General features: G+C 59.8%; 23 protein-coding genes. 10 read left to right on the forward strand and 13 right to left on the reverse strand.

Annotated features, from left to right (window positions below; genetic code table 11):
- Window positions 1-70 precede the first annotated feature (70 nt).
- Genes BTN82_RS19890 through BTN82_RS19905 form a run of 4 tightly spaced genes read right to left on the reverse strand, consistent with a single transcriptional unit; the run spans window position 71 to window position 5,652 of the window.
- Window positions 71-1,378 (reverse strand): NAD(P)/FAD-dependent oxidoreductase, encoded by a 1,308-nt coding sequence (locus BTN82_RS19890; RefSeq protein WP_075120810.1) that lies wholly within the window; start codon window positions 1,376-1,378, stop codon window positions 71-73.
- The gene (locus BTN82_RS19895) at window positions 1,375-2,052 is read right to left on the reverse strand and encodes a S8 family serine peptidase (RefSeq protein WP_075120811.1); all 678 of its coding nucleotides are present in this window, start codon (window positions 2,050-2,052) and stop codon (window positions 1,375-1,377) included. Before BTN82_RS19895 ends, BTN82_RS19890 begins: the two co-directional genes overlap by 4 nt.
- A complete protein-coding gene (locus BTN82_RS19900; RefSeq protein ID WP_075120812.1) occupies window positions 2,042-3,760 on the reverse strand; it encodes an ABC transporter ATP-binding protein in 1,719 nt (572 codons plus the stop codon). Before BTN82_RS19900 ends, BTN82_RS19895 begins: the two co-directional genes overlap by 11 nt.
- Window positions 3,760-5,652, reverse strand: a complete 1,893-nt coding sequence (locus BTN82_RS19905; protein ID WP_075120813.1) for a sigma-54-dependent Fis family transcriptional regulator — start codon at window positions 5,650-5,652, stop codon at window positions 3,760-3,762. Before BTN82_RS19905 ends, BTN82_RS19900 begins: the two co-directional genes overlap by 1 nt.
- Window positions 5,653-6,744: 1,092 nt before the next feature.
- On the opposite strand from BTN82_RS19905, the gene BTN82_RS19910 reads away from it, so the two are divergent.
- Together BTN82_RS19910 and BTN82_RS31400 are read left to right on the forward strand one after the other, a co-directional pair.
- Window positions 6,745-7,035, forward strand: a complete 291-nt coding sequence (locus BTN82_RS19910; RefSeq protein WP_075120814.1) for a hypothetical protein — start codon at window positions 6,745-6,747, stop codon at window positions 7,033-7,035.
- 45 nt (window positions 7,036-7,080) lie between these two features.
- Complete coding sequence (locus BTN82_RS31400) at window positions 7,081-7,233, forward strand: hypothetical protein (RefSeq protein WP_186828422.1); 153 nt, start codon at window positions 7,081-7,083, stop codon at window positions 7,231-7,233.
- Between the two features lie 127 nt (window positions 7,234-7,360).
- On the opposite strand, the gene BTN82_RS19915 is transcribed toward BTN82_RS31400, so the two are convergent.
- The 7 genes from BTN82_RS19915 to BTN82_RS19945 all read right to left on the reverse strand — a co-directional run bounded on the left by BTN82_RS19915 (window position 7,361) and on the right by BTN82_RS19945 (window position 12,330).
- The gene (locus tag BTN82_RS19915) at window positions 7,361-7,792 is read right to left on the reverse strand and encodes a hypothetical protein (protein ID WP_075120815.1); all 432 of its coding nucleotides are present in this window, start codon (window positions 7,790-7,792) and stop codon (window positions 7,361-7,363) included.
- A gap of 1 nt (window position 7,793) precedes the next feature.
- Window positions 7,794-8,381 carry a pathogenicity island effector protein gene (locus BTN82_RS19920; protein ID WP_148169594.1) on the reverse strand — a complete coding sequence of 196 codons (588 nt, stop codon included), beginning with the start codon at window positions 8,379-8,381 and terminating at the stop codon, window positions 7,794-7,796.
- 16 nt (window positions 8,382-8,397) lie between these two features.
- Window positions 8,398-9,885, reverse strand: coding sequence for a type III secretion system translocon subunit SctE (sctE, locus tag BTN82_RS19925; RefSeq protein WP_222610219.1), 1,488 nt, complete (start codon window positions 9,883-9,885; stop codon window positions 8,398-8,400).
- The gene (locus tag BTN82_RS19930; RefSeq protein WP_075120817.1) at window positions 9,882-10,367 is read right to left on the reverse strand and encodes a SycD/LcrH family type III secretion system chaperone; all 486 of its coding nucleotides are present in this window, start codon (window positions 10,365-10,367) and stop codon (window positions 9,882-9,884) included. Before BTN82_RS19930 ends, sctE begins: the two co-directional genes overlap by 4 nt.
- A gap of 127 nt (window positions 10,368-10,494) precedes the next feature.
- A complete protein-coding gene (locus tag BTN82_RS19935; RefSeq protein WP_075120818.1) occupies window positions 10,495-11,046 on the reverse strand; it encodes a hypothetical protein in 552 nt (183 codons plus the stop codon).
- Between the two features lie 19 nt (window positions 11,047-11,065).
- Complete coding sequence (locus BTN82_RS19940; RefSeq protein ID WP_075120819.1) at window positions 11,066-11,425, reverse strand: hypothetical protein; 360 nt, start codon at window positions 11,423-11,425, stop codon at window positions 11,066-11,068.
- Window positions 11,426-11,544: 119 nt separating this feature from the next.
- The gene (locus tag BTN82_RS19945) at window positions 11,545-12,330 is read right to left on the reverse strand and encodes a hypothetical protein (RefSeq protein WP_081375506.1); all 786 of its coding nucleotides are present in this window, start codon (window positions 12,328-12,330) and stop codon (window positions 11,545-11,547) included.
- A 360-nt stretch (window positions 12,331-12,690) separates the two neighbouring features.
- Here BTN82_RS19945 and BTN82_RS19950 point away from each other — a divergent pair, with 360 nt between their 5' ends.
- From BTN82_RS19950 to sctW, 8 genes are read left to right on the forward strand one after another with little or no spacing between them, the layout of a single operon-like run.
- Window positions 12,691-13,419, forward strand: coding sequence for a helix-turn-helix transcriptional regulator (locus BTN82_RS19950; protein ID WP_075120820.1), 729 nt, complete (start codon window positions 12,691-12,693; stop codon window positions 13,417-13,419).
- 6 nt (window positions 13,420-13,425) lie between these two features.
- Window positions 13,426-13,641: a type III secretion system needle filament subunit SctF gene (gene sctF / locus BTN82_RS19955; protein WP_075120821.1), complete on the forward strand. Its 216-nt coding sequence runs from the start codon at window positions 13,426-13,428 to the stop codon at window positions 13,639-13,641.
- A complete protein-coding gene (locus BTN82_RS19960) occupies window positions 13,638-13,946 on the forward strand; it encodes an EscG/YscG/SsaH family type III secretion system needle protein co-chaperone (RefSeq protein WP_075120822.1) in 309 nt (102 codons plus the stop codon). Before sctF ends, BTN82_RS19960 begins: the two co-directional genes overlap by 4 nt.
- A gap of 10 nt (window positions 13,947-13,956) precedes the next feature.
- The gene (gene sctI / locus BTN82_RS19965; protein WP_075120823.1) at window positions 13,957-14,289 is read left to right on the forward strand and encodes a type III secretion system inner rod subunit SctI; all 333 of its coding nucleotides are present in this window, start codon (window positions 13,957-13,959) and stop codon (window positions 14,287-14,289) included.
- On the forward strand, window positions 14,286-15,017 hold the full coding sequence (sctJ, locus tag BTN82_RS19970) for a type III secretion system inner membrane ring lipoprotein SctJ (RefSeq protein ID WP_075120824.1): 732 nt from the start codon (window positions 14,286-14,288) through the stop codon (window positions 15,015-15,017). The genes sctI and sctJ overlap by 4 nt, the downstream gene beginning before the upstream one ends.
- Window positions 14,993-15,604: a type III secretion system domain-containing protein gene (locus tag BTN82_RS19975; protein ID WP_081375499.1), complete on the forward strand. Its 612-nt coding sequence runs from the start codon at window positions 14,993-14,995 to the stop codon at window positions 15,602-15,604. The genes sctJ and BTN82_RS19975 overlap by 25 nt, the downstream gene beginning before the upstream one ends.
- Window positions 15,601-16,371: an EsaK gene (locus BTN82_RS31170; protein ID WP_148169596.1), complete on the forward strand. Its 771-nt coding sequence runs from the start codon at window positions 15,601-15,603 to the stop codon at window positions 16,369-16,371. Before BTN82_RS19975 ends, BTN82_RS31170 begins: the two co-directional genes overlap by 4 nt.
- Window positions 16,259-17,359 (forward strand): type III secretion system gatekeeper subunit SctW, encoded by a 1,101-nt coding sequence (gene sctW, locus BTN82_RS19990; protein ID WP_075120828.1) that lies wholly within the window; start codon window positions 16,259-16,261, stop codon window positions 17,357-17,359. Before BTN82_RS31170 ends, sctW begins: the two co-directional genes overlap by 113 nt.
- A 39-nt stretch (window positions 17,360-17,398) precedes the next feature.
- Here the strand turns inward: sctW and BTN82_RS19995 are convergent, their stop codons facing one another.
- On the reverse strand, window positions 17,399-18,622 hold the full coding sequence (locus BTN82_RS19995; RefSeq protein WP_261793003.1) for a CyaA/EF/ExoY family adenylyl cyclase toxin: 1,224 nt from the start codon (window positions 18,620-18,622) through the stop codon (window positions 17,399-17,401).
- 105 nt (window positions 18,623-18,727) lie between these two features.
- On the reverse strand, window positions 18,728-20,860 hold the full coding sequence (locus BTN82_RS20000; protein ID WP_081375501.1) for a TcdA/TcdB catalytic glycosyltransferase domain-containing protein: 2,133 nt from the start codon (window positions 20,858-20,860) through the stop codon (window positions 18,728-18,730).
- Window positions 20,861-21,054: the final 194 nt, after the last annotated feature.

Raw genomic sequence — 21,054 nt, forward strand, 5'->3', positions numbered from 1 at the left:
AGCTCGCTCCTACAAGGGATTGCACCGACTCTGTAGGAGCGAGCTTGCTCGCGATCAATTCCCCATCCCCTCAGGGCCGATACCCCTGCCCCAGCAACCAGCCGCGCACCGCCCGGTCCTGCGCCTCGCTCAACCCCGCCAGCACTTGCTGCGCCGGTTCGTCGGGCAGACGGCGCAGCAGCGGCGCCAGCTCCACCCCCTGCACATGCCAGATACCCAGCGGCTGGTCCGGGGTGATCACCACCTCGGCTTCGTCCACCAGGCCGTCGCGCAACACCGGCGCGCGCTCGATGCGCAACGCGGCAAAGTCCGCCGCACCGTGCGCCGGCTCGCAGTCCGGCCATTGCCGTCGCGCCTGCCAGAACGGCTGCGTGGCCCAACGCTGCTCGTCGGCGTAGAAATCCCGGCCGATACGGGCGAAGCGCAGGAACAACTGCTCCACCCGCTGGCGATGGAAGCGCTGCGCCAACGCCGCCCGTTCGGGACGTTGCAACAGGGTGTTGATCACCGCCGGCGCCTGCAACGCCGAGGACAGCGACTGGAAAATCCCATTTCCCGACAGCGGGTCCACGGCCATGGCCGCGTCGCCGACGCGAATCCAGTTCTCGCCGCACACCTGCGGGCAGAGGATCGCCGTGCTGCTGCGCGCATGCAGTTGCCCATCGAGTTGCGGCCCGGCGCCGAAAAAATCCCGAGCCAAGGCTGAATCCAGTCGGCGCCGGCGGCAATAATCGAGCAACTGCGCCTTGTCCGGCAGATCGGCGCTGGCCACGTCCACCGTCAGTTGCCAATAACACTGGCCGTCGGCCTGGCGCGCCATCCAGGCCCAGCCATCTTCCAGGCTTTGCACCGCGCTGGCGGTACTGCCCGGCGTGCCCTGCCAGCGGTTGAGCAGGCTGAGGGTTTGCGGCCCTCTCACCGCCTTACCAAGGGCCTTGCTCAAGGCCGGCGCCTGACGCCCGCGCGCCTCCACCAGGAAATCCGCGCGGCGCTCGGCCTGCCCTTCGATCCGCAGCCGATGCCCCGTCGCCGTCGAATGCACCTCCAGTACCTGGCCTTCGATCAACTCGACGCCGGCCGCGCGCAAATCCTCGCGCAGGCCGCGATCGAAACGCGGGCGGTCCAGCAGGTATTCGACATTCTGCACATGCTGCTCGCCGTTCCACGCCACCTGGCGCTGCGAAGCTTGCAAAGCGCTCTGCAGCGCCCGCTCCAGGCCGGCGCCGCGCAGCGCTTCGAGCACCCGCAGCGACACCCCTTCAAGGGCCGGGAAGCGGCGCCATTCGCTGACCAGCGCCACCGCGTAGCCCAGGCGCCGCAAGCCCAGGGCCACCGCGGCCCCGGCCGGGCCGGCGCCGAGAATCAGGATCGGTTTCATGGCCAGCCACGCCGTTCGGGGCCGTGGTAGCGGGCATGGGTGCGTAGCCACTGGATGATGTGCGAGTTGTCGGCGTCGGCGTGCTCGCTCAGGTAACGGGCGATATGCCCGCTCAACGCCGCGCAGCCCAGGCTGGCGCCGGACTGGCCGGGGTGGCTGCCCTGCACGCAGGCGGCGAAGTCGGCCTGCGGGCTGTCGAGCCACGACCATTCCCCGGGGGTGCAGCGGGCATCGCCGGTCACCCGCAACACGCCCGGGTAACGGGCCGGGTAGACCCCCTCGCCCTGGGCCGGGCTGGAAGCGCACAACAGCACCCCGCGCACCTGGGCCGCGGCGCAGGCTTCGCGCAGCAGGCTGCGGTCCTGGCGCAAGCCCAGGCTCAGGTTGACCAGCCGCACCTGCTGGTTCACCAGCCAGTCCAGGGCGCTGGCGATCTGCAGCGCGCTGGTGACCCCCCGCTGATCGAACACCTGGGCGACGCAAAAATACGCCTGGGGCGCGCGCTCGGCGATCGCGTCGATGATCGCGCTGCCGTGGCCGAGCGGATCGTCGCGCAGGTCGCCCTCGCCCACGCCGTCCTCCACCAGGTAGAAGCGCCGCCCGGCCACGACCCGCGGGCGTTGCCCGGGCAAGTGCCCGCTGTCGACCACACCGATCCGCAGCTCAGGCTTCATGCGTCACCTGCGTGGGCCGCAGCAGGCCGTCCACCAGTTCGAAGCGCAGGTCGGCGTCGGCCAGGGTCGAGGGCCGGTGGCTGATGAGGATCCGCGTGCGCCCGGCGAACAGCCGGTCGATGGCCTCGATCACCTCGCGCTCGGTGCTTTCGTCCACCGCCGAGGTGGCTTCGTCGAGCACCAGGATCAACGGGTCCTGCAACAGCGCGCGGGCAATCGCGATCCGTTGTTTCTGCCCGCCGGACAACTGCTGGCCGCGCTCGCCCAAGGGGCTGTCCAGGCCTTCGGGCAGCGAGGCGACCAGGCCGTCCAGTTGCGCCAACCGCGCCACTTCGGCCACGGCCGCCCGCGGTGCGTCGGGCACGCTGTAGGCCAGGTTGTCGGCCAGGCTGCCGCGAAACAGCACGATGTCCTGGCTGACCACGGCGATGCGCCGGCGCAGCTCGAACAAGTCGAGTTGGCGCAGGTCGATCCCGTCCAGCAGCACCTGCCCGGACTGCGGGTCGTGGTGGCGTTGCAACAGGTCGATCAGGGTCGACTTGCCGACGCCGGAGCCGCCGCTCAGGGCCACCTTCAGCCCATAGGGAATGCGCGCCTCGATCCCCCGCAGGGTGCTCGGCCGCCCCGGGTGGCTGAAGTGCACGGCCTGGAAACACAGCTCGCCGCCGCTGGGCATCGGCAGCGCTTGCGCTGGAGTGGTCACGCTCGGCGCTTCGCCGCGCAGCTCCATGACCCGGCCCAGGCTGACGGTCATGCGCTGGATCGCCACGTACAGCCCCAACAGGCTCTGCACCGGCCCCACGGCCATGCCCAGATAAGTGGAAAAGGCGATCAGCGCGCCCAGCTGCCAGGTGCCCTGCACCACCCAATAACCGCCGATCAAAAACGCGCAGGCCCGCGACAGCGAAGTCAGGGTGCCGGGCACCGCCTGGGTGAAGAACTCGCTGACCTGCAAGCGCAGCAACTGGCTCATGTAGCCCTGCCCCAGTTGCTCCAGGCGCCGTGCTTCGCGCTGCTGCTGGCCGGCGCTCTGGATGAACTTCATCACCGGCAGGGTCTCGACCATGAACGACGACATGTCCGCCGAACGCTCGCGCAACTGCCGCACGTCGCGCTCGACCTTGCGCCGCATCCAGCGCAGCCACAGCAGGTCCAGGGGGATCAGCAGCAGCGCCAGCAACGACAGTTGCCAGGACAGGGTCACCAGCAGGGCCAGGGCCACCACCAGGCCGATCACGCTGGACACCGCGGAGAACAGCGAGTCGACGGCGAAGCGCTGGATCTCCGCGACGTCGCCGTCCAGGCGCGACATCAGGTCGCCGATCCGCCGCTGCCCGTAGAAGCCCGGCGAAAGGCGCTGCAAGTGCCGGTACAGGTCGTCGCGCAGGGCGAACAGGATCCGCCCCGACAAGCGCGTGTGCAGGTAGCGATTGATCCCCGACAGCGCCGTGCCCAGCAGCCCGGCGAGAATCATCAGCCCGGCGATCGACACCAGCCGGGCGTAGTCTCGGGCCAGCAGGCCGTCGTCGATCAGCAGCTTGGTCAGCCACGGCTGCACCAGCACCAGCAACGAGGCGCCGACCGACAGCCCCAGCAGGCCGGCGATGGCCAGCCGCTGCGGGCGGACGAACCCATAGAGCCAGCGCAGGGCCGCTTGCAGGGCCGCGGGGTCGGGGCTGTCCACCAGCCGGCTGAGCAGGCGCGACATCAGCTGCGCAACTGCTTGAGCTTGCGGTACAGGGTCGCCCGGCTGATGCCCAGAGCATCGGCGGCGGCGGAAACATTGCCCTGATGGTTGTCCAGCGCCTGGCGGATCAGCTCCAGCTGGTTCTCGCGCATGCTGCCGGCGCCGGGCCGCTCGCCGGCGTTGAGGTCGTCGAGCATGCTGTCGGGCAGATGTTCCAGGCCCAGGGCTCGATCCCCCTCCTCGCGCATCGCCAGGGCGGTGCGCAGGACCATCTCCAGCTGGCGGATATTGCCCGGCCAGTGGTAGCCGGCCAGCAGTTGGCGCAAGTCCGCGGCCAGGGGCACGCCGGGGCTGCCGAGCTTGCTCAGCAAGGTGTCCAGCAGCGCGTCGAAATCCTCGCGCTCGCGCAGCGCCGGGAGCATCACGCTGATGCCGTTGACCCGGTAGAACAGGTCTTCGCGAAACTGCTTGTCGGCCACCTGCTGCTTGAGGTCGCGGTGGGTGGCACAGATCAGCGCCACATCGATGTCCTGCTCTTCGCCCGCGCCCAGCGGCGCCACCTTGCGGTCCTGCAATACCCGCAGCAGGCGCGCTTGCAAGGCCAGCGGCATGTCGCCGATTTCATCGAGGAACAGGGTGCCGCCATGGGCCTGTTGCAGGCGGCCGATCATGCCGCCACGGCGCGAACCGGTGAAGGCGCCCTCGCGATAGCCGAACAGCTCGGACTCGATCAGGCCTTCGGGGATCGCCGCGCAGTTCACCGCGACAAAGGGTTTGTCGGCGCGGCTGCCGGCCAGGTGCAAGGCGCGGGCGACCACTTCCTTGCCGGTGCCGGTTTCCCCCAGCAACAACACCGGCAAGGCGTTGGCTAGGCCTTGGCGGGCCATGCGCAAGGCGCGGGCATAACGTTCGTTGTTGCCGGCCAAGGCATCGAGCCGGGGCTGGGCCGCGGCGCTTTTCGGTGCGCTTTTCGCCACGCTGCCGACATTGATCGAACGCTGCGGCGCGCGCAGGGCCTTGTAGAAAAACTCGCCCTTGGCGGTCTGCAGGCTGCCGACCCCGCCCTGTTGCAAGCGCGCCAGCAAGTGCAGGCCGTCGACCCCGAGGAACTCTTCGCAGCGGCGGCCCACTAGAGCCGCGCGCGAGGCATCGAGCAACTGGCAGGCCTGGCCGCTGACCGCGAGGATCTGCCCGCCCAGGCTCAGCGCCAGCAAGCCTTGCCAGGGCGACTCCAGGTACTGCCGGCGGCTGTGGAAGGCCAGGACGATGTGCTCCGGGTAGGAGGCGTTGAACACCCGGCTCTCGATCTGGCTGACCGCCATGGCCAACAGCGCCGAGCTGTCCTGGAAGCGCCCCAGCGGTCCTTCGCGGGTCAGGTCGAGCACGCCGAGGATCTCGCCCTGGGGACAATGGATAGGCACCGAGGTGCAGGAGAAGTGGCTCAGGCGATCCAGGTAATGTTCGCCGCAGTCGATCAGGGTCGTGCGCGCCTCCACCAGCGCCGTGCCCAGGGCATTGGTGCCGCGGGCGGCTTCGCTCCAGCAGGCACCCAGGGTGATGTCCTGCACGCCGCTGCCCTTGAGCCGGTCGGCCCGGCCTTCGATCGACAGAATGATGGCGTCGGCGTTGGCCAGGATGATCAGGCCGTCCTTGCCCTGGCGCTCGGCCAGGTAGTCGATGGCGGGTATCGCCGCGTCGAGCAGCAGGCGATTGCTCGCCAGCAGCACCTCGAGGCTGGCGCCGGATTCCAGGGTCAGTTCGGGTTGGCTATTGAAGTGCACGCCATGGCTGAGGCTGCGCCGCCATGACGCATCGATTTCCGCACGCAATACGCCATCCGGGACTTCGCCTTCGCGATGGAGTTTTTCCCGGGCCAGGCGAGCTTCGCCCGTTGTTGTTTTTATAAGAGTCATCAAGCGCTCCGAATCGGTCCGCCCGGTACCTCCCCGGTCCATTCCCTTGGATTGCGAGGAGCACGCAAGCCATGGGCAATGTCTACACCCGGTTCAGAAGGCAGTAAAGGGAAGTTTGGCCCGTGGCCGACCCTGGTTCGCTTGCACAAGCAAAACCTGCGCCACGGGAAAAACCGCGCCCGAGCATCTTGACGTTAACGTAAAGCGGATGGCAAGTGCCGTAGGGCGTCCTCCATGGGCGTTTTGGGGAGACTGAAAAAACCGGCCAGTGATCGATCGACGCGGGAAAACAATAAAACAAGTAACAAGACAGCTATCCGCCAGCGATAAAACTGCTCATCAAATCCCCTATGTATCCCGAGCCGACCTATCGCCGATGCAAGCAGAACGCTCAAAGCATTCCCGAGTGTGGTTATGAAGATTACTCCGCCAGTGTTTCTGCCGACATTTTGCTGATCCTGGGTCGCACCTTTATTCGGCGACATCTATTACTGGCACAAAACGCTTATTCACCTGCGAGCTCCCTTGAAGGGGCACGACACGCGGCATTCAGCGCCAGCAGCGGAAGAGCAGTATTGATATAGCCGCAAACAAAGACAGTTACCCGTCAACTCGGCATAACTTTAAAAGTACGGGTCTAGCTTTATGTTTTTTAAATAAAAAATATCATCGAGCATTAGAAAATAATGACTACTCTGATTTTGCTGGATGCGAAAGGACGGAACGCGACTCGACACGTGCAAGAATCTCAGCCATTCAAAGAGCGCCATCGACAAGGCCGCCAGACCGGCATCGATAACAAGCGCATCCAGATAGCCTGCCTCGCTGCACCACGGTTCCAGAATTCCGAGTGTCCCCTACACTACGCCCTCCAAGCCAGTCGCCCGCAAACCTCCATGTCCAATTCACCCTCCGCGGATTTCGCTTCGGCCATCATCGACGGCTCCCCAGCGTTTATTTATGCCCATCAGGCAGATTCGGCTTGCCGTCGACTCAACCAACCTTGCGGCCCTGCACAGCCGACGGGTGCTGTTCCGAAGACATTCCTCAAACAGTCACAGGTGACTTATAAATACCAATTGGTCAAACGGCTTGAATATTTTCTACGACGACTCCGACAACGAATCCCTGCGCGGCGTGCTGAAGACCGATGCCAGCGGTCACCTGATCGGCACCTATCAAGGGGCGAAGGTTTCAGGCTACCCCACGCTCTATACCCGCCTGCAAACGAGGAATGGCGTGCTGTATCCGCCCTTCCTGCTTCCAGCCTTCACGCCGTTGATCCAGAAGGATATCGACACCACGCTGCTCCAGGGCTGCGACGACTTTGTCGCCGTCTGGGCCGACAGCAATTCGGGAGCGTTTCGCACGCTTCGCGCGTAAATACAGCGTCAGCGAGCGCCAGGGCATCAGCGCGTCCTATTGGGCATGTCACAGACCAACCCGGGCGACAGCAGCAATAGCTTTCCTAAGGTCGTCGCCAGCGACAACCAGATCGCCGTGCTGCTACAAGCAACCCGTTACAACGGTAACACCCTGCACGGCCAGGGCATCCTGGCCTATGTGAGCGACTACAGCTAAACAGCGCCACCTCCTGCCGGTATCACGGCAGGAGGTGCTCTAAAGCTTCTTCAATGATTTTCAGGAATGGACACCGGGCCAAGCCAATGTGAAGGGCACACTCAAGCACCCTTCCTCTTTTTTAATGCTATTGCGGCTGTGTCATCTTCGAAGCGAGAGGATAAACCAACCAGGACTCTCCATCGATCTCTTGCCAGGATGCACCTTTGGCCATCAATACATTCGCCAGCCGCTCACGAACCTGATTGGTTTCCGAGTGGGCAATGCTATCGATGAATCGTCCTCGCACCGAATAAAGCTCTTTGACATAGCGCTCGATCCGATGGATCAAAAAGATGAACTGGGAAACTGCTCCGCTCGTTCCCTTGGCCCCTTCGATGGCGGTGAAGTTGCACACCGTCAAAGTGTTGTGTTCAAACCGGTAGACCAGTTCGAAATCTCCCAAGTGAACCTGCCAGCCCACGACAAAATCGCTTTTTTCAAAATAGGCGACTTCTGGCTGCAACCCTTGCAGCTTGAGAAATAGCGTGACCGGATCAATGGATTGGAGAGCAGGCATCTCACTTCGTCCTCATCTGCACGGCATTGGCCATCCGCTCATAGAGGCCAACCAGTTCACGGGTTGCATCGCGTAATTGTCGGGATGCCTCGGCGGCACGATCGGCGGTAGCCGCCACGTTTTTCGCGAAGTTTTCCGCGGCGTTGGCTTGGAACTCTCCGAGCAGTTGGGCTTGTTGTGCATCACGGCTGACGCCTGCCGCCACAACGCCGCCAACTCCCTCGGTAGCTTTGCCAAGTCCAGTGGTTGCCGACGAAGCCAACTGGCTTCCGGTCAAGGAACCACCGAAACTCACGACGCCAGACACAATTTGCCCGATCGCTCCTGTCATCGCCGCCTTGAAAGTCGATTCAATCGCGTCCTGTTTGGTTTCCAGCGCCTTGAGCTGTTTGTCGAAGGCATTCTTCTGCATCTCATCGTGAAATCCGCGCAAGGTATCGCGCATCTCGATATTCATTTTCTTCATCAACATAATGATTTCGTTGATGCGGGTGAACGCGTTGTCCCCCATGTCGACGGTCCGGGTATGTACTGCATCCTGCACGGGCAAAGAAGCGGCCAATGCTTGAGTATTCACTGTAGTGGTCATCTTTCTTCTCCTGGTATCAAACCATTGCCGAGGCAATCTGCACTTGCACCGCGCCGGCTTGTGCGATGGCCTTGCTGCCGTCCTGGACGACTTGGGATTGTCCTTCGATCAGTTCGCCAATCCGCTTCATGGCGGCGTCTTTTTCGTCTTTGTAGAAAGTGAAAAGCGACTGCAGCCATTGCTGATCGAGCATCAGTTGACTGATCTCTTTTTGCAGCCTGGCGCGCTCCACTGCCAGTGCTCCAGAGGTGATCTGGCTGGCGCCAGCCACCGCGCTGCGTGTGACGTTGACGGCGGTGTAGGTCGAAGCCTTGAGCGCAACTTGCAGCACTTCGCGATTGATCTCTTTAGTCACTGCCTTGGTCACTTCCTTGGCCGTCATTTCCACGCCTTTGTCGATCGCGCCGTGTCCGACTTTTTTCACCGCGTTGGTCACCAACTTCTCGATGGCTTCCTGGGAAAACTTCTCCAGCATCCGATTTACACCGAGCTGCTGCACGATCTTCTGTGCCGCTTCCTTGCCTGCCGTCTTCGTCGCTTCCATCGCAGCCTTGCCCAGGCTCTGGGCAATTTGAGCGGAAACCTGCGATGCCACTTCCTTGCCGACCATTTTCGCGGTCTGGTCGATCGCGCCTTTGCTCCCAGCCTTGATACCGGCCACCAGAGCCTGTTCGGCCCCCTCCTTGAGAACCGTGCCAGCGACCTTTGGAATCACCTTGGTCATCAACATATTGCGCGCGGCGCTGGTGATATCGATCATGGCTCCGGCAATTTCAAAACCCAGCTGGATCTTGCCGGCGACATCGGCGATCGCCTTGTACTTCTCGGCATTGTCGGGATCGATCAGGGCCATGGTATTGGCTGCCGCCTTGACCACACCGGAGAGCCCCGCCATCAAGTCCATCGCTCCGCCAGCAGCCGTCATGACGTTACCGGTCAGTGCCCCACCGATGATCTTTGCCACCCCGGTGACAATTTCAACGGCGGCGATAACCCAGTCGAAGATCACGCCGAAGATGCCTGCCTTCTTGGCTTTCTCCTGCTGCTCGATGGCTTTGTCCATCTGCTCGCGGAAGTCGGCAACCTCTTGCTGACGCACCCTCTCCTGCTTGTCCGTCATGATCGCCAGGGCTTTGGACTTGGCCATGGCGGTACTGCCGAGGATTTCGCTGGACAGGAGTGTAGAGGCCAACATGATCGAGTCCATCGGAATCTTTTCGAGATCCTTGAGGCTGATCGGCGTAGCGCTTTCGTTCTTCAGCGGAACATTCGCAAAGATCCGATCCAGGGCCTTCATTGCCTCAAGCTGCGATACCTGGACTTTCGGTGGCGGCGGCGTATTGACCCGCGAATGCTGTTGACTGATATCGCCGAATACACTCGATGGACCGCGCGAACCACGGGCCCCTGTTTGCGCCTCCGGAGATATGTTCGGAGTATCCGAGACCAGCATCTGCTCGGTTTGCGGCGCCGCCAGCGGGCGCAGATTCACTGTGATGCTCATGCTGATACCTCCACCGCACAATGAGCCAGCAACTGTGCAGCACTGTGCTGAATGACCTCATGTTCAGGCTGTTGGTTGCACCATTTGATCGCGGCATTGAAGGCTTTGCGGGCACACTCGATTTGCCCCAGAAGGCTATGGCTGATACCTGCGAAATAGGCGGAACGTGGATCATCCACATTGATCATCCCGGCCCGGCCGAAACTGCCGACCGCCTCTTCATGCAGGCCCAGGCGCTGATTGCACAGCCCCAGCGCCAACCAGCACTCAAAGTTCCAGTGGTCGATGCGCACCAGCAAGGAGTAAACATTGCGCGCGGCGTGAATATCACCGCTGTGGAACAACTGCGTCGCATAGGCATATAGCTTGTCGATATCGCCTTGCGTGATATCCGCCAACATACGAATCGAGCCACCGCGTGCAAAGAAGTGCTGAAGCACTTCGTGGTCGTCCTGACCGGCACTGCAAATAGGTTGTGTCATGAGGACTCCTTGCAATAACAACCGATTTATCTGCCCCCTCTCCCTGTCACTGTTACAGGGGGCGGCAAGGCAATTACCCTCCATGGCTGGCCACGACGGAAAACCGGGTGGCCAGCGCGTTATCCAATCAGCGGATAGCCGAGGCAGTACCCTTGGTCATTTCAGCGAGCATGCTTTGCATGCTCTGCGTCAGTTGGTTGGAGGTGCTGTAGTTCTGCATCACTTGCTGCAGCTTCAACTGGCTTTGCTGGTTGAAGTCGGTGGCACGTCCCGCCACGGTTTCCAACGAAGACTTGACCATCATCAGGTCGCCCTTATCGAGCTTGCCGCCCTTCCCCTCCATGAACTCGTCAATGGTCTTGCCATCGACCAGGATGTTGTTGGCCTTCATGTAGTCAATGACACTTGGTGGCAGTTCACCCTTGCTTTCCGGTTTATCCAGCTTGGCCATGACCCCCTCCACCAAGTTGGCTTTCTCTTGTGCATCGCGAGCGATTTCAGACTTCTTGTTCATCTGTGCGAACAGGTCATTACCCGATTGAGTCAACTGCAACATGATGTTTTGCATGGTCTGAAGGCCATTGCTGAACATCGACTGCGAGTTCACGATCGACTGCGGGGTTGGCTGCACGCCCCCCAGAGAGTTGACCGGGGTAAATTTATTTACAATAGGATCCATCGTGTTTTCTCCAAAGGTTTCAAGCAAAGTTTCGACTGAATTTTTTCAGCAGGTTATTTTTCACCGCGGGGACTTCTTTTTCTGACGAGTCTTGTTGAAGAGTGGACAACGCATGCAGTTGCTCTCCAACCTTTTTCAGGCTTGCTTCGGATTTCGCCATTTTCTCGACAAGTCGACTCTGGGAATCGTTTCCCTCGCGGTTCATATAGTCATTCAACTTGTCCAGCTTCTTCCTGGCCTGCGGATCGACATCCGCACGCCGTTGAAGCTCGGAAATTTCCAACTGCAGTTTTTCCAACTCCTGGGTTTGCCGGCTAAATACCGACTTGTTTCTACCCAGTTCGACCAGCATGACTTTGAGTTTTTCCACGTCGTCCATTCAGCACTTCCTCAGGACACAACCAGATTATCTCGCCACCCGTACCAATACTTATAAAAGTCGATGGCGTTTTACTTTTTTTCCGATTATTCGTTATCAGGTTCATTGCGTACTTGAGATCAACGAATAGCTGATGCAGTGCCCTTGGTCATTTCGGCCAACATGCTTTGCATGCTTTGTGTCAACTGGTTGGAAGTACTGAAGTTCTGCATGACTTGTTGCAACTTCAACTGGCTTTGCTGGTTGAAGTCCGTTGCCCGCCCAGCCACCGATTCGAGGGAGGACTTGACCATCATCAAGTCGCCCTTATCGAAAGCCATGGAGTCTTCAAGCGCCTGACGAATGCTGTTCATATGCTCCAGGCTGACCTTTTTACCGCTCTGGAAGTTGACTTCCGGCAGTCCCCAGACATAGTCGGATGCCTTCTTGCCTTCAACGGTAATGCCGTTCTGGTCCATGTAGGTGATCACGTCCTGCCAGGAGCGGGTTTCCATGCCCTCAGAGCCGGATGCGGCAATCTTGGCCATCAGCGTCTCCAGACTTGCCTGCGCTCCTGAGCGCTCGCCCATAAACTCATCAATGGTCTTGCCATCCACCAGAATATTATTGGCGCGCATATAAGCCACCGTACTCTCCGGCAGCGCCAATTTATCCCCTGGATTTACCAGCCTGGACATGACGGCCTCAACCTGATTGGCCATCTCTTGCGCATCACGGGCAATTTCGGACTTCTTGTTCATCTGTGCAAACAGGTCGTTACCCGACTGAGTGAGTTGCAACATGATGTTCTGCATGCTCATCAAGCCGTTACTGAACATAGATTGAGGATTGGCAACGGATTGTGGTGTTGGACGCACACCCTCCAGGGGGCTGCTCGGCGTGGTTGCTGTTACGACCATACTCATATGCGTATTCCCAATGGTATTAATCTCGACCATGGTCAATACATTGGCGACCCATCCATTGAGTAACGGTTCGCCGATACATCACCAGGCTTCGTTTATCACCACGAATAGAAAGCCATGAATCCTAGACTTCTCTTCATAGTGACAGCCTAAGAATACAACTCACCCACTTCCACTCTTCTGAATTTCCTTCAAACTTTCCTTTTTTACCGAAGCGGTAATACCTTACATATTTAGTCGATCCCTGATGAATTTGACGCGTTCTGGGCCTTATCTTTCAGGTAATCACCTGATGCATATTTTCCAGTACTCGCGTGACCATGGCGTTCACTCAGACAGTGATTCAGGAAGGGAAGACCGATGCAGGCAGTACGACTTCTATTCGGAAAGTACGGCGGCAAGGTGCATATTGACGGCGCAGTACAACTCATACCGCCAAACTCCGTCGTTGTGGCGAGCAGCGAAGCAGCACCTTGCAGCGCCAACAGCGACCTCCAGTACTTCGATTTCTACCCCGCCGACTTCAAGCACTTGTACGCCGATGTGGTGGACTTGCTCGGTGTCACCCACGGCACCCTGTTCTGGCGTGCGCCCATCCGCATGGTGAAAGCGCAGGATGACGTGATCGGCGTGCTTGAACTGCTGGCCAAGGGAACCCCCGATACCTTGCTGCGCTTTGCCTATATCTATTGCCTGGGCGTGGATCGGCGCTATTTCTCTGCCTTGTTGCAACACATCATGACCGGAGACGAGCCGTTCTATGAGTTCATCGAAACCCACGCCCTGAATCAGTGGTCGGTTGCTCGCTATGCATTGGAATTCAACATGCCGCTACGCAAGTTCAATCTGCTGTTCCAGGAAAAATACGGCCTTTCCGCAAAACGCTGGCTCCTGGAACGTCGACTGACCCGCGCCCGCGAATTGCTCCTTTCCACTCCGATGCGGGTGCTGGACATCGCCCTTGAATGCGGCTTCTCCAATCACGGGCATTTCACCGAAAGCTTCCGCAAGCGTTATCTCTGCAATCCCACCCAATATCGCCTGCGGGTCCAAGCAACCCTCGCTCCAGCCATCAGTCATGCGGGATAACGGATCATGGACATCGAAACCGTCAATAACCAGCTCTCGCAAATGGTCGAAAAGGCCGGCAATGACGTTCAGTCAAAGCTGACCGCCGCCGACATGAACGACCCGGCGCGAATGCTCCAGGCGCAGTTTGCGATTCAGCAATATTCAACCTTCGTCACTTATCAAAGTGCGGTGATGAAAGCGGTCAAGGACATGCTTTCAGGGATCATTCAAAAAATATGAACATCCTTGAGCGCGATGTGTGTCGCATTGTCTGCGAGACCGGCCTGGCGGCGGTCAATCACGGTTTTGTCGAACAGGTCGAAACCATTCGCAGCGCCCTGCCCTACCTGGTGAGCGAACCCGCGGACCTGAGGATTCTGCAAGCGACCTTACTGATCGGCCTGTCACGCGGACATGAAGCGCTGGCGTTGTTGGCCGGCGACGCCTCGGACGAAGCCAATACGCTCCGGCGCTTGATCGAAAGCGCTTCACCGGACGCGGGAACCCTCCCTGCGCAGCCCTCCACCCTCCCTCAACTTGCCTGAGACCTCCCCCATGGAAATCGAAGCTGTCCGCATGGCCGCACTCCACGTGCCGAAAGATTCCGCGCCCTCGCCCCCCACACCGCCCGATATTGCCGCTTTCAACCAGGCGTTGTTCGGCCAGGTGGACGCCCCTGCGGAGATATCGGCCATCAGCCAACTGCAGAGTCAATCCCGAACCCTGAGCGACGCCGTGGCAACGGCCCGTGAAAGCGTGCTCGACAGCCCGCTGAAAATGCTCTCTGCACAGTCGAACATGTTGCACGCCATCATCGAAGTCGACCTGATCGCGAAAACCGCAGGATCTCTTGCCCAAGGGGTGAACAAGCTGGTGAGCATGCAATGATCAGGGGCTGGTTGCGCCTGGGCTGCATCGGCGTGCTGGTGTTTATGCTCAGCGGCTGCAAGGTCGAGTTGTACAGTGAGTTGTCCGAAGCCGACGCCAACCAGATGCTGGCGCTGTTGTTGCTCCGCAATATCGATGCCAGCAAGGAAATCGCCAAGGGTGGACTTGTCACGATCAAGGTCGACAAGACGCAGTTCATCAATGCCGTTGAACTATTGCGCCAGGAAGGACTGCCACGGGAAAAGGTCGCGACCCTGGAGGACCTGTTTCCCTCCGGCCAACTGGTGACTTCACCGGTTCAGGAACACGCGAAGATCCTTTATCTGAAAGAACAGCAGCTGGAAAAAATGCTGCAGGCCATGGATGGCGTGATCAGCGCCCATGTATCGATTGGCGAAGGGATCAGCCAGAACCCGCGAGAGGCCGCAAAGCCTTCGGCCTCGGTCTTTATCAAATACAGCCCCGAGCGCAATCTGCTCAATCGCGAAACCGCGATCAAGAGCCTGATTTTCAACAGCGTGCCCAATCTGCTGGCCGAGAACATCAGCATCGTCCTGCAAGCCGCCGATTACCGCTATCAGCCGCTCCCCGAACAGCCCGGGCCAACCACTGCGCCGCTCACCTGGCTCGAGCGCAATCGTCTGCCGCTCATGCTCCTGCTGGCAGTGTTGGCGGTACTGATCGTCGCGATCACGATTGGCAAATGGCTGCGGTCCAGAAGCCAATGACCCAGGTAGCCATCGACCAGAGCATACGGCACTTGCATCAATGGGGCTGGCAACCAGGCGACTGGATGCATGAAGGCTGGTGGCCCCACCTCGGACTCGCTCCCTGGCACGCGGTCTACCACAGTCGCCCGGCCTGTCGCCCGAGTATCGATCGCTTGATCCTGCGCCGCCGTGGCATCACCTGGACGTCGTTGCCCGCCGGCCTCGACGCCAGGCAGCGCGCCATGCTCGCACTGGAGCCACGCTTGCCCCAGCTGGTCATCGCCCTCGGGATCGTGGCATTGAACTGTGCCGATCACCTGTTGATCAAAGACCACCGCCAGGCACTTGAGCCCTACCTGGATGAACGACACTGCGACCATCTGCTGGCCTTGCACCGAGGCTGGAGTCACACCGAGCCAGCCCTGCCCGCTGACACCCTGAGCCAGGCTGCCTTGCACGCCGGCACCTGCTGGTGGCTACGCGATGTCGAACAAGCCCCGCTCAGTGATCTGCTCACCCTGCGTTTACCACCGGTTGCCGATGCCCTGCTTCCGGTCCGGGAAAACGCGATCCAGTGGCTGACCAAACTCGGTCGTTTCTTATGAACCCACTCAACATCCCCTGCATTGCCCTGCAGGGCAGTACCCCCCAGGCCATGGTCATTCCTGCCGCAGAACTGGCGCAATATTTCAACGCCACCTCAGCGCTTGCCCTCGCCCGCGCAGAAGCCGAAGCGCTGCAACGACAGGCTCGTGAATGCCTGGCCCAGGCCGAGGAAGAAGCCCGGCAGATTCGCATTCGGGCTCGGGATCAAGGCATTGCCGAGGCGGCCAACGAAGGTGAGGCTTTGCGCCAACGCCTCATCGAGGAAACCCTGGACTGGCATGTCGCTGAAACCGCTCTGGAAGCCACCCTGGCCCAACACCTCGACACACGGCTACGCGCCCTCGTCGCCCAGGTCCTGGAGGAGTTCATCGGTGAGCAGGATGGCGTCGAGCTGATGGTTCGACGCGTGCGACAGCGGCTCCTGACGTTTCTCGCCCAGGGCGCTCTGACTCTCCGGGTCTGCGCCGATTGCGAGCAGCACATCCGACACACCTTTGCCGACTACCCCCAGGTCCAGGTACTCGGCAGCTCTTCGCTGGCGACGACTCAGGCCTTGCTGGAAACGCACCTGTTCACCCTGCGCATCGATCTCGACGCCCACCTTCAATCGCTCCTGTCGCGTTTGCGGCAGGTCCCGCATGAGCCCCCTGCCGATGATTACCAAGACCGACTCCGCCAGCCTCAAGCCGACTCCGCTGGTTCAGAATCCGGCGCCTCGCCCCCTGCCCGGCGCCACACAAGTCTTCCCAGCGCAATCTGCCCTTGAACTGGCGCGCACCGAATTCGATATGCAGGCCACGAATATTGATTTCAGGCCTACCGAGGTGTCAGGCGATGCGCTGTCCGAAACCCTGGAGAACATGGGGTTTGCCCTTGGCTCCTATAAGAAGCAGGCCACAGGTCGCGGGACAAGTGACGGCAAGTCTGAACGCCCGCGTACCCGCGCCATGCTCCAGCAACTGGTCAAGCACGTCACGGCAACCACCTCGGCGCAAATGGAAGACCTGCATAAACACACATCGGCCATCGATGAGGCGTCGGACCTTCTAGAATACCTGGGCGATAAAGGGCTCGATGCGGGAGAAATGGCCCTGCTGCTGGGGTCGGCGCTCGGGCGGAAGAACCTGGGTGGCGCACAGCGTAAACGTCTGGAAGATGCTCTGTCCGCGGTGATGGACGATGACGAATGGACATTGAAGCTCTTCAATCGCCTGGAGTTCGGCAGTACCGGCAAAAACAGTTTTCTCGCCCTCAAGCAGCTCTACCAGCGAGCCACTTCACGTCGTACGCGCCTGGTGCAATGGTTCGAAGAGTTCCGCCAACTGCACGATCGCCAGCGCAAACTGAAAACGCTGATCCGTACCCTGGCTTTCGAACTCTCGGCTGAAGGTCCGGCCATGGACGCCCAATTGAGCTCGGTGATCACCGACCTGAAACGCATCATGATGTTTTTCGGCATGGAAGATCATTGCCACCGCGTTGCCCGCACCCTGGCTATCGACGGCCTGGACGGCGACGGGGTCATCGGCACCTTATTGGAAGTCGTCCAGCAGTCCTGGATGCAGGTGGACTGGCTCGAACAACAGACTTCACGCCAGGTGCCCGACGCGCGCAGGCAATACGCTTATGTGCGACAGATGGGGGAGTTGGTGAAGTTAATGACGGATGAATGCTTCGAGGATGATGAGCAGCGAAAGATGATTACCGAGGTGTTTTCCGAGTATCAGGAAAAGCTGTCGGACGAAGGCGTGTGAAGACAGACAGGGCTGACCACGGATCAGCCCTGCCGGTTATCAGCCGCGATCAAGCAATGCCAGGGCCTGGGTGAAGTCTGCGCGCCTGACGCTGGTCACTTGCGGCTCCCACAAGGGGTTCAACGGTATGTGGTACCCGCTGTTTTTTGCTTGCAGAATCAGTTCGGCCATTTGCTGGCGGTTCTCGATCACGCAAATTTCATCGAATGCCCCCAGCCTGGCCGGCAGGAAGAACGTGGCGGGATAGTTGGCTGCGGCGTCGCTGGCCGGGCTGCCCGAGTCCGCGTTGTGGTGCACCACTCGCTCTCCCCCGCCGACCAGGGCTTCGTTGATCAGCGGAATCATCTCGGCAATACGTCTGGTGGCATTGCCAATGTCCGCGTCTTCCTTTCTGTAGAAGTCGCCGGCGCTTGCATAATCCTGGCGCAGTTCCTGAGCCAGATTCTTGGGTCGCAAGTCCGTTGCTCGGGCGCTGTAGCCATCGATGCGCACCTTGAACACCTCGTGCGCGACATCCGGAACCGGGAGATTGTCCTGCCACCCCAGGTCGCTCATATGAGGCCCGATCAGGTGCAAGTCATAATCGGCCGTCAGCGCCTTGCCTCCCAGCACTTTGGCCAGGACTTCCAGCGGCTGCCCCTGCTGGCTGATCCGGTACAGGCCCTGAGACACGCCGGGCGCGGCTTGGAACTCATACAATCTGCCGCCGGGCGCTTTCGCGTTGAACCTGATTCCCCCCTCGGCATCCGCAGGTTGCATGTCCGTGATGAGATCGCCCACCAGCAACGCCTCCAGGCGCTCTCTGGAAATCACCAGGGGAATGGCAACGGCGTGACCGTCTTCGATGCATTGGCGAGTCTGCCCGTTGGCTTTTTCGATACGCGCCCGATCCGACGGCAGGCAGCCCTCCAGCTTGCTGAAAGCCTGATCGACACAGATCATCCCCGCCTGGGGGCCCCAGTTGGCGCTCTTGCCTTTGATATGGAAGTCTTTTGTGGGGTGCCCCTCTTCAATCAAGCCTGTTGCCACGGTTTCAACCGGACGGATACCCATAATGCAATTGTGCTGTTTCGCTACGTTCTGCAGGGGGGCCAAGTGACTGGCCACAATGCCCGTCCGATGCTGAACTTTTTCTATGATCTGCAACAGGTCGGACGCGGTGTTCTTGCCGATGCCTGGAGCCATCTGGCCCTCTATTGCCTTGTTCAGCGATTCAAGGCTCGCACCGCTGGGTCGAACATTACTGAGCGAAAAACCGTTCACTCTTACACTCCCAAAGATGGAGAAACACAAACCTGACAGCCGGAAGCAAACATCCGCTCCGACCGACCATCACAAGCAACCGTCATGGCCGATCGGAGAGCCGGATCAAAACAGGCGGAACTGCCCCGCCGTCATTCCGGACGAGTCCAGATGAATATCGGGAGTCACGTTCTCTCCAAGCTGATTCATCGCCTGCTGGAACGTCTCATACTGGCGTTTATCCTCGGCGATCCTTACTTCTGCCGGAATCGACGCATCATGCCCGCGACCGGCTCGCCGCTTGACGGTTTCATCAAATTCGCAATCCAGGCGCACCAGGACATGGGTTGCATCCTTGACCAGATGGGGGGTGGAAATGCCCTCAATCAGATAGGTCTGGCTCACCGGCACCTTGACTTGCTTGTGTGGGCCGCTGGCATCCCGTTCACCCCGTGGAAACCCGCCAATCATCAAGCCTTCGCGATAGCTGCTCGGCAGTGGGTAGCTGAACTCGCGACCGCTTGAAAGTGCCTCCAGCAGTTGCTCTGTCAGTGGACGATTGAACGAGTCGGCATGCCCGTGAACGACAGGCCAGTCTGCCACTGGCAGACCCCGGTTGGCGGGAATGGCACTCAACTCCGAGAACGACTTCAGGAAGTGGTCGGTCTTGACCGATTCGAACTGCAACGCCTTTTCCTGCAGAGCGCCCGTCAACACCGACTTTCCGGATGCAGAAGGACCGGCGATGAAGATGATCATTGGCTTGCCGGGTTGCTGCTTCTCGTTGATTTTTTCCAGAATCAGAGCGGCGACCTTTTCGGTGCTCACCACCGCACTTGGACTCAGGGGCGCACCCATCCCAGCTGCGCCTTCAGACTTTTTTACACTCATGCCCTCAAGGGGAGAGGAGGCTGTTGACGGTGCGACGCCGCCCATGGCTTTGGTCGCACTTTTGAGCTGCTCCTCGGTTTCGAAATTCACGTAATCGTCCGGGAACTTGAAGTGCGACTCCATCGAGGACCAGAAGTCCTCGTTCTGCTGCTGGCCCTTGTCCCAAATCCGTTCGGAAAGCGACAACACATCGTTGCGCATCAAATGCGCTTGCTCCTGGGCCTGGCGCACCACGCTGTCGACATGCCCGCGCAGTCCGTTGGGGCCGGTGGCTTCGATCGTGCTCTTGTTCGGACGACTGAAATAGCGGTCACCGCGAAATTCGTTACCCTTCAGCGTCTGGTAATCCTCGCCGATCTTGTCGACGAAATCGGCGAGGATCTTGCTACCTGGGTGGCTGGCCAGCAACGCATTGGCAAAATAGGGCGTCGCGCTGCCACTGGCTTCGTTCTTGCCTTCGGCCAGCCCGACCAGCATCAGGTTCGGATGCGCCTGCAGTACGCCATGAAGCGGCTGCATGCATTCCAGGTCGATATCCGCGTATACGCCACCGTGCTCGTGCAGGATCTCGTAGCGAGCAATGTCGGATGCCGCCGGATAGGCGCCATTGCGGCCGATGATTTCATGCTGGTAGGCGTCCTTGTTCTTCAGCTGGATATCGCTGCGATTGCTCAGGTCGCAGATCTTGATGTTTTTGACATCGCTGAATTTGTCCTGCAACGCGCTCAGTCTTGAAATATCGCGTTGTGGATTGTTCGCGCAGCGGTCCCAGGATTTGACGGTCTGGTCCAGGATCAAACGTTCGGCTTGCAGGAATTTGTCGTCATTACCGCGCGTGCGCTGCTCAAATGCCGCCAGCACTTGGCCCGCATTCTGTGGAGTCACCTTGTTGGCGCCCGACAACAATTGCTCTTTCCAGGACTCGTTACCCTTGGCTGACAGCTCTTTGTTCAGTTCGCTCAGCGCTTGTTTTTGTGCCCCCAGATTCAGCAGTGCATCGGTATTGCCCAGTGTGGTCTTGAGCTGGCTGAACAAACCGCGCAAAGGTTTCTCGGCCTGATAGTCCGGAAACACCTTCTCAGCCTCTTGTCGGGCGGTCTTATTGGTGGCGTAGGCATCGAACTGTTGCGAGTCCACCCATAACATGACCGTACTGCCCGGGTTTTTTTCCGCCCATTGCCTCAGGTATTTATCCTGGTCGCCACCCGGCTGGGAGCCAACCCAAACCATATGGATATTGGACGGAACCGTCTTGAACTCACTCTTTGGATAAACTTCGGAAAACGCCTTTGGGGCCTGAACGCCATCAACTCCGGAAGCAGACGACAGCGGCTGTTGTGACAAGACAGAGGTATTCTGGATGTGCATAGGAACTCCTTGGCAACAAGATTAAGCAGGCAAAAGACATGAAGAGATGCTGAACGACCCAAACTTGGAATTTATTCAATAAAGACCAGCGATGAGTGGCTAGCGACGTTCAGATCAAAGGATCAGAGTCTTCCGTTTTCATGTACTTTCGCAGCAAGTATCAGTGTCACCAGATTGCTCCCCAACAACTTACG

The sequence above is a fragment of the Pseudomonas chlororaphis genome (assembly GCF_001921865.1).
Taxonomy (GTDB): Bacteria; Pseudomonadota; Gammaproteobacteria; order Pseudomonadales; family Pseudomonadaceae; genus Aquipseudomonas; species Aquipseudomonas chlororaphis_D.

Excerpts from the sequence above, each read along its gene's own strand:
- BTN82_RS19890 (WP_075120810.1), bottom strand. The coding sequence starts at position 1,378 with ATGAAACCGATCCTGATTCTCGGCGCCGGCCCGGCCGGGGCCGCGGTG.
- BTN82_RS19895 (WP_075120811.1), bottom strand. The coding sequence starts at position 2,052 with ATGAAGCCTGAGCTGCGGATCGGTGTGGTCGACAGCGGGCACTTGCCC.
- BTN82_RS19900 (WP_075120812.1), bottom strand. The coding sequence starts at position 3,760 with ATGTCGCGCCTGCTCAGCCGGCTGGTGGACAGCCCCGACCCCGCGGCC.
- BTN82_RS19905 (WP_075120813.1), bottom strand. The coding sequence starts at position 5,652 with ATGACTCTTATAAAAACAACAACGGGCGAAGCTCGCCTGGCCCGGGAA.
- BTN82_RS31400 (WP_186828422.1), top strand. The coding sequence starts at position 7,081 with ATGTCACAGACCAACCCGGGCGACAGCAGCAATAGCTTTCCTAAGGTC.
- BTN82_RS19915 (WP_075120815.1), bottom strand. The coding sequence starts at position 7,792 with ATGCCTGCTCTCCAATCCATTGATCCGGTCACGCTATTTCTCAAGCTG.
- BTN82_RS19920 (WP_148169594.1), bottom strand. The coding sequence starts at position 8,381 with ATGACCACTACAGTGAATACTCAAGCATTGGCCGCTTCTTTGCCCGTG.
- sctE (WP_222610219.1), bottom strand. The coding sequence starts at position 9,885 with ATGAGCATCACAGTGAATCTGCGCCCGCTGGCGGCGCCGCAAACCGAG.
- BTN82_RS19930 (WP_075120817.1), bottom strand. The coding sequence starts at position 10,367 with ATGACACAACCTATTTGCAGTGCCGGTCAGGACGACCACGAAGTGCTT.
- BTN82_RS19935 (WP_075120818.1), bottom strand. The coding sequence starts at position 11,046 with ATGGATCCTATTGTAAATAAATTTACCCCGGTCAACTCTCTGGGGGGC.
- BTN82_RS19940 (WP_075120819.1), bottom strand. The coding sequence starts at position 11,425 with ATGGACGACGTGGAAAAACTCAAAGTCATGCTGGTCGAACTGGGTAGA.
- BTN82_RS19945 (WP_081375506.1), bottom strand. The coding sequence starts at position 12,330 with ATGAGTATGGTCGTAACAGCAACCACGCCGAGCAGCCCCCTGGAGGGT.
- BTN82_RS19950 (WP_075120820.1), top strand. The coding sequence starts at position 12,691 with ATGCAGGCAGTACGACTTCTATTCGGAAAGTACGGCGGCAAGGTGCAT.
- sctF (WP_075120821.1), top strand. The coding sequence starts at position 13,426 with ATGGACATCGAAACCGTCAATAACCAGCTCTCGCAAATGGTCGAAAAG.
- BTN82_RS19960 (WP_075120822.1), top strand. The coding sequence starts at position 13,638 with ATGAACATCCTTGAGCGCGATGTGTGTCGCATTGTCTGCGAGACCGGC.
- sctI (WP_075120823.1), top strand. The coding sequence starts at position 13,957 with ATGGAAATCGAAGCTGTCCGCATGGCCGCACTCCACGTGCCGAAAGAT.
- sctJ (WP_075120824.1), top strand. The coding sequence starts at position 14,286 with ATGATCAGGGGCTGGTTGCGCCTGGGCTGCATCGGCGTGCTGGTGTTT.
- BTN82_RS19975 (WP_081375499.1), top strand. The coding sequence starts at position 14,993 with ATGGCTGCGGTCCAGAAGCCAATGACCCAGGTAGCCATCGACCAGAGC.
- BTN82_RS31170 (WP_148169596.1), top strand. The coding sequence starts at position 15,601 with ATGAACCCACTCAACATCCCCTGCATTGCCCTGCAGGGCAGTACCCCC.
- sctW (WP_075120828.1), top strand. The coding sequence starts at position 16,259 with ATGATTACCAAGACCGACTCCGCCAGCCTCAAGCCGACTCCGCTGGTT.
- BTN82_RS20000 (WP_081375501.1), bottom strand. The coding sequence starts at position 20,860 with ATGCACATCCAGAATACCTCTGTCTTGTCACAACAGCCGCTGTCGTCT.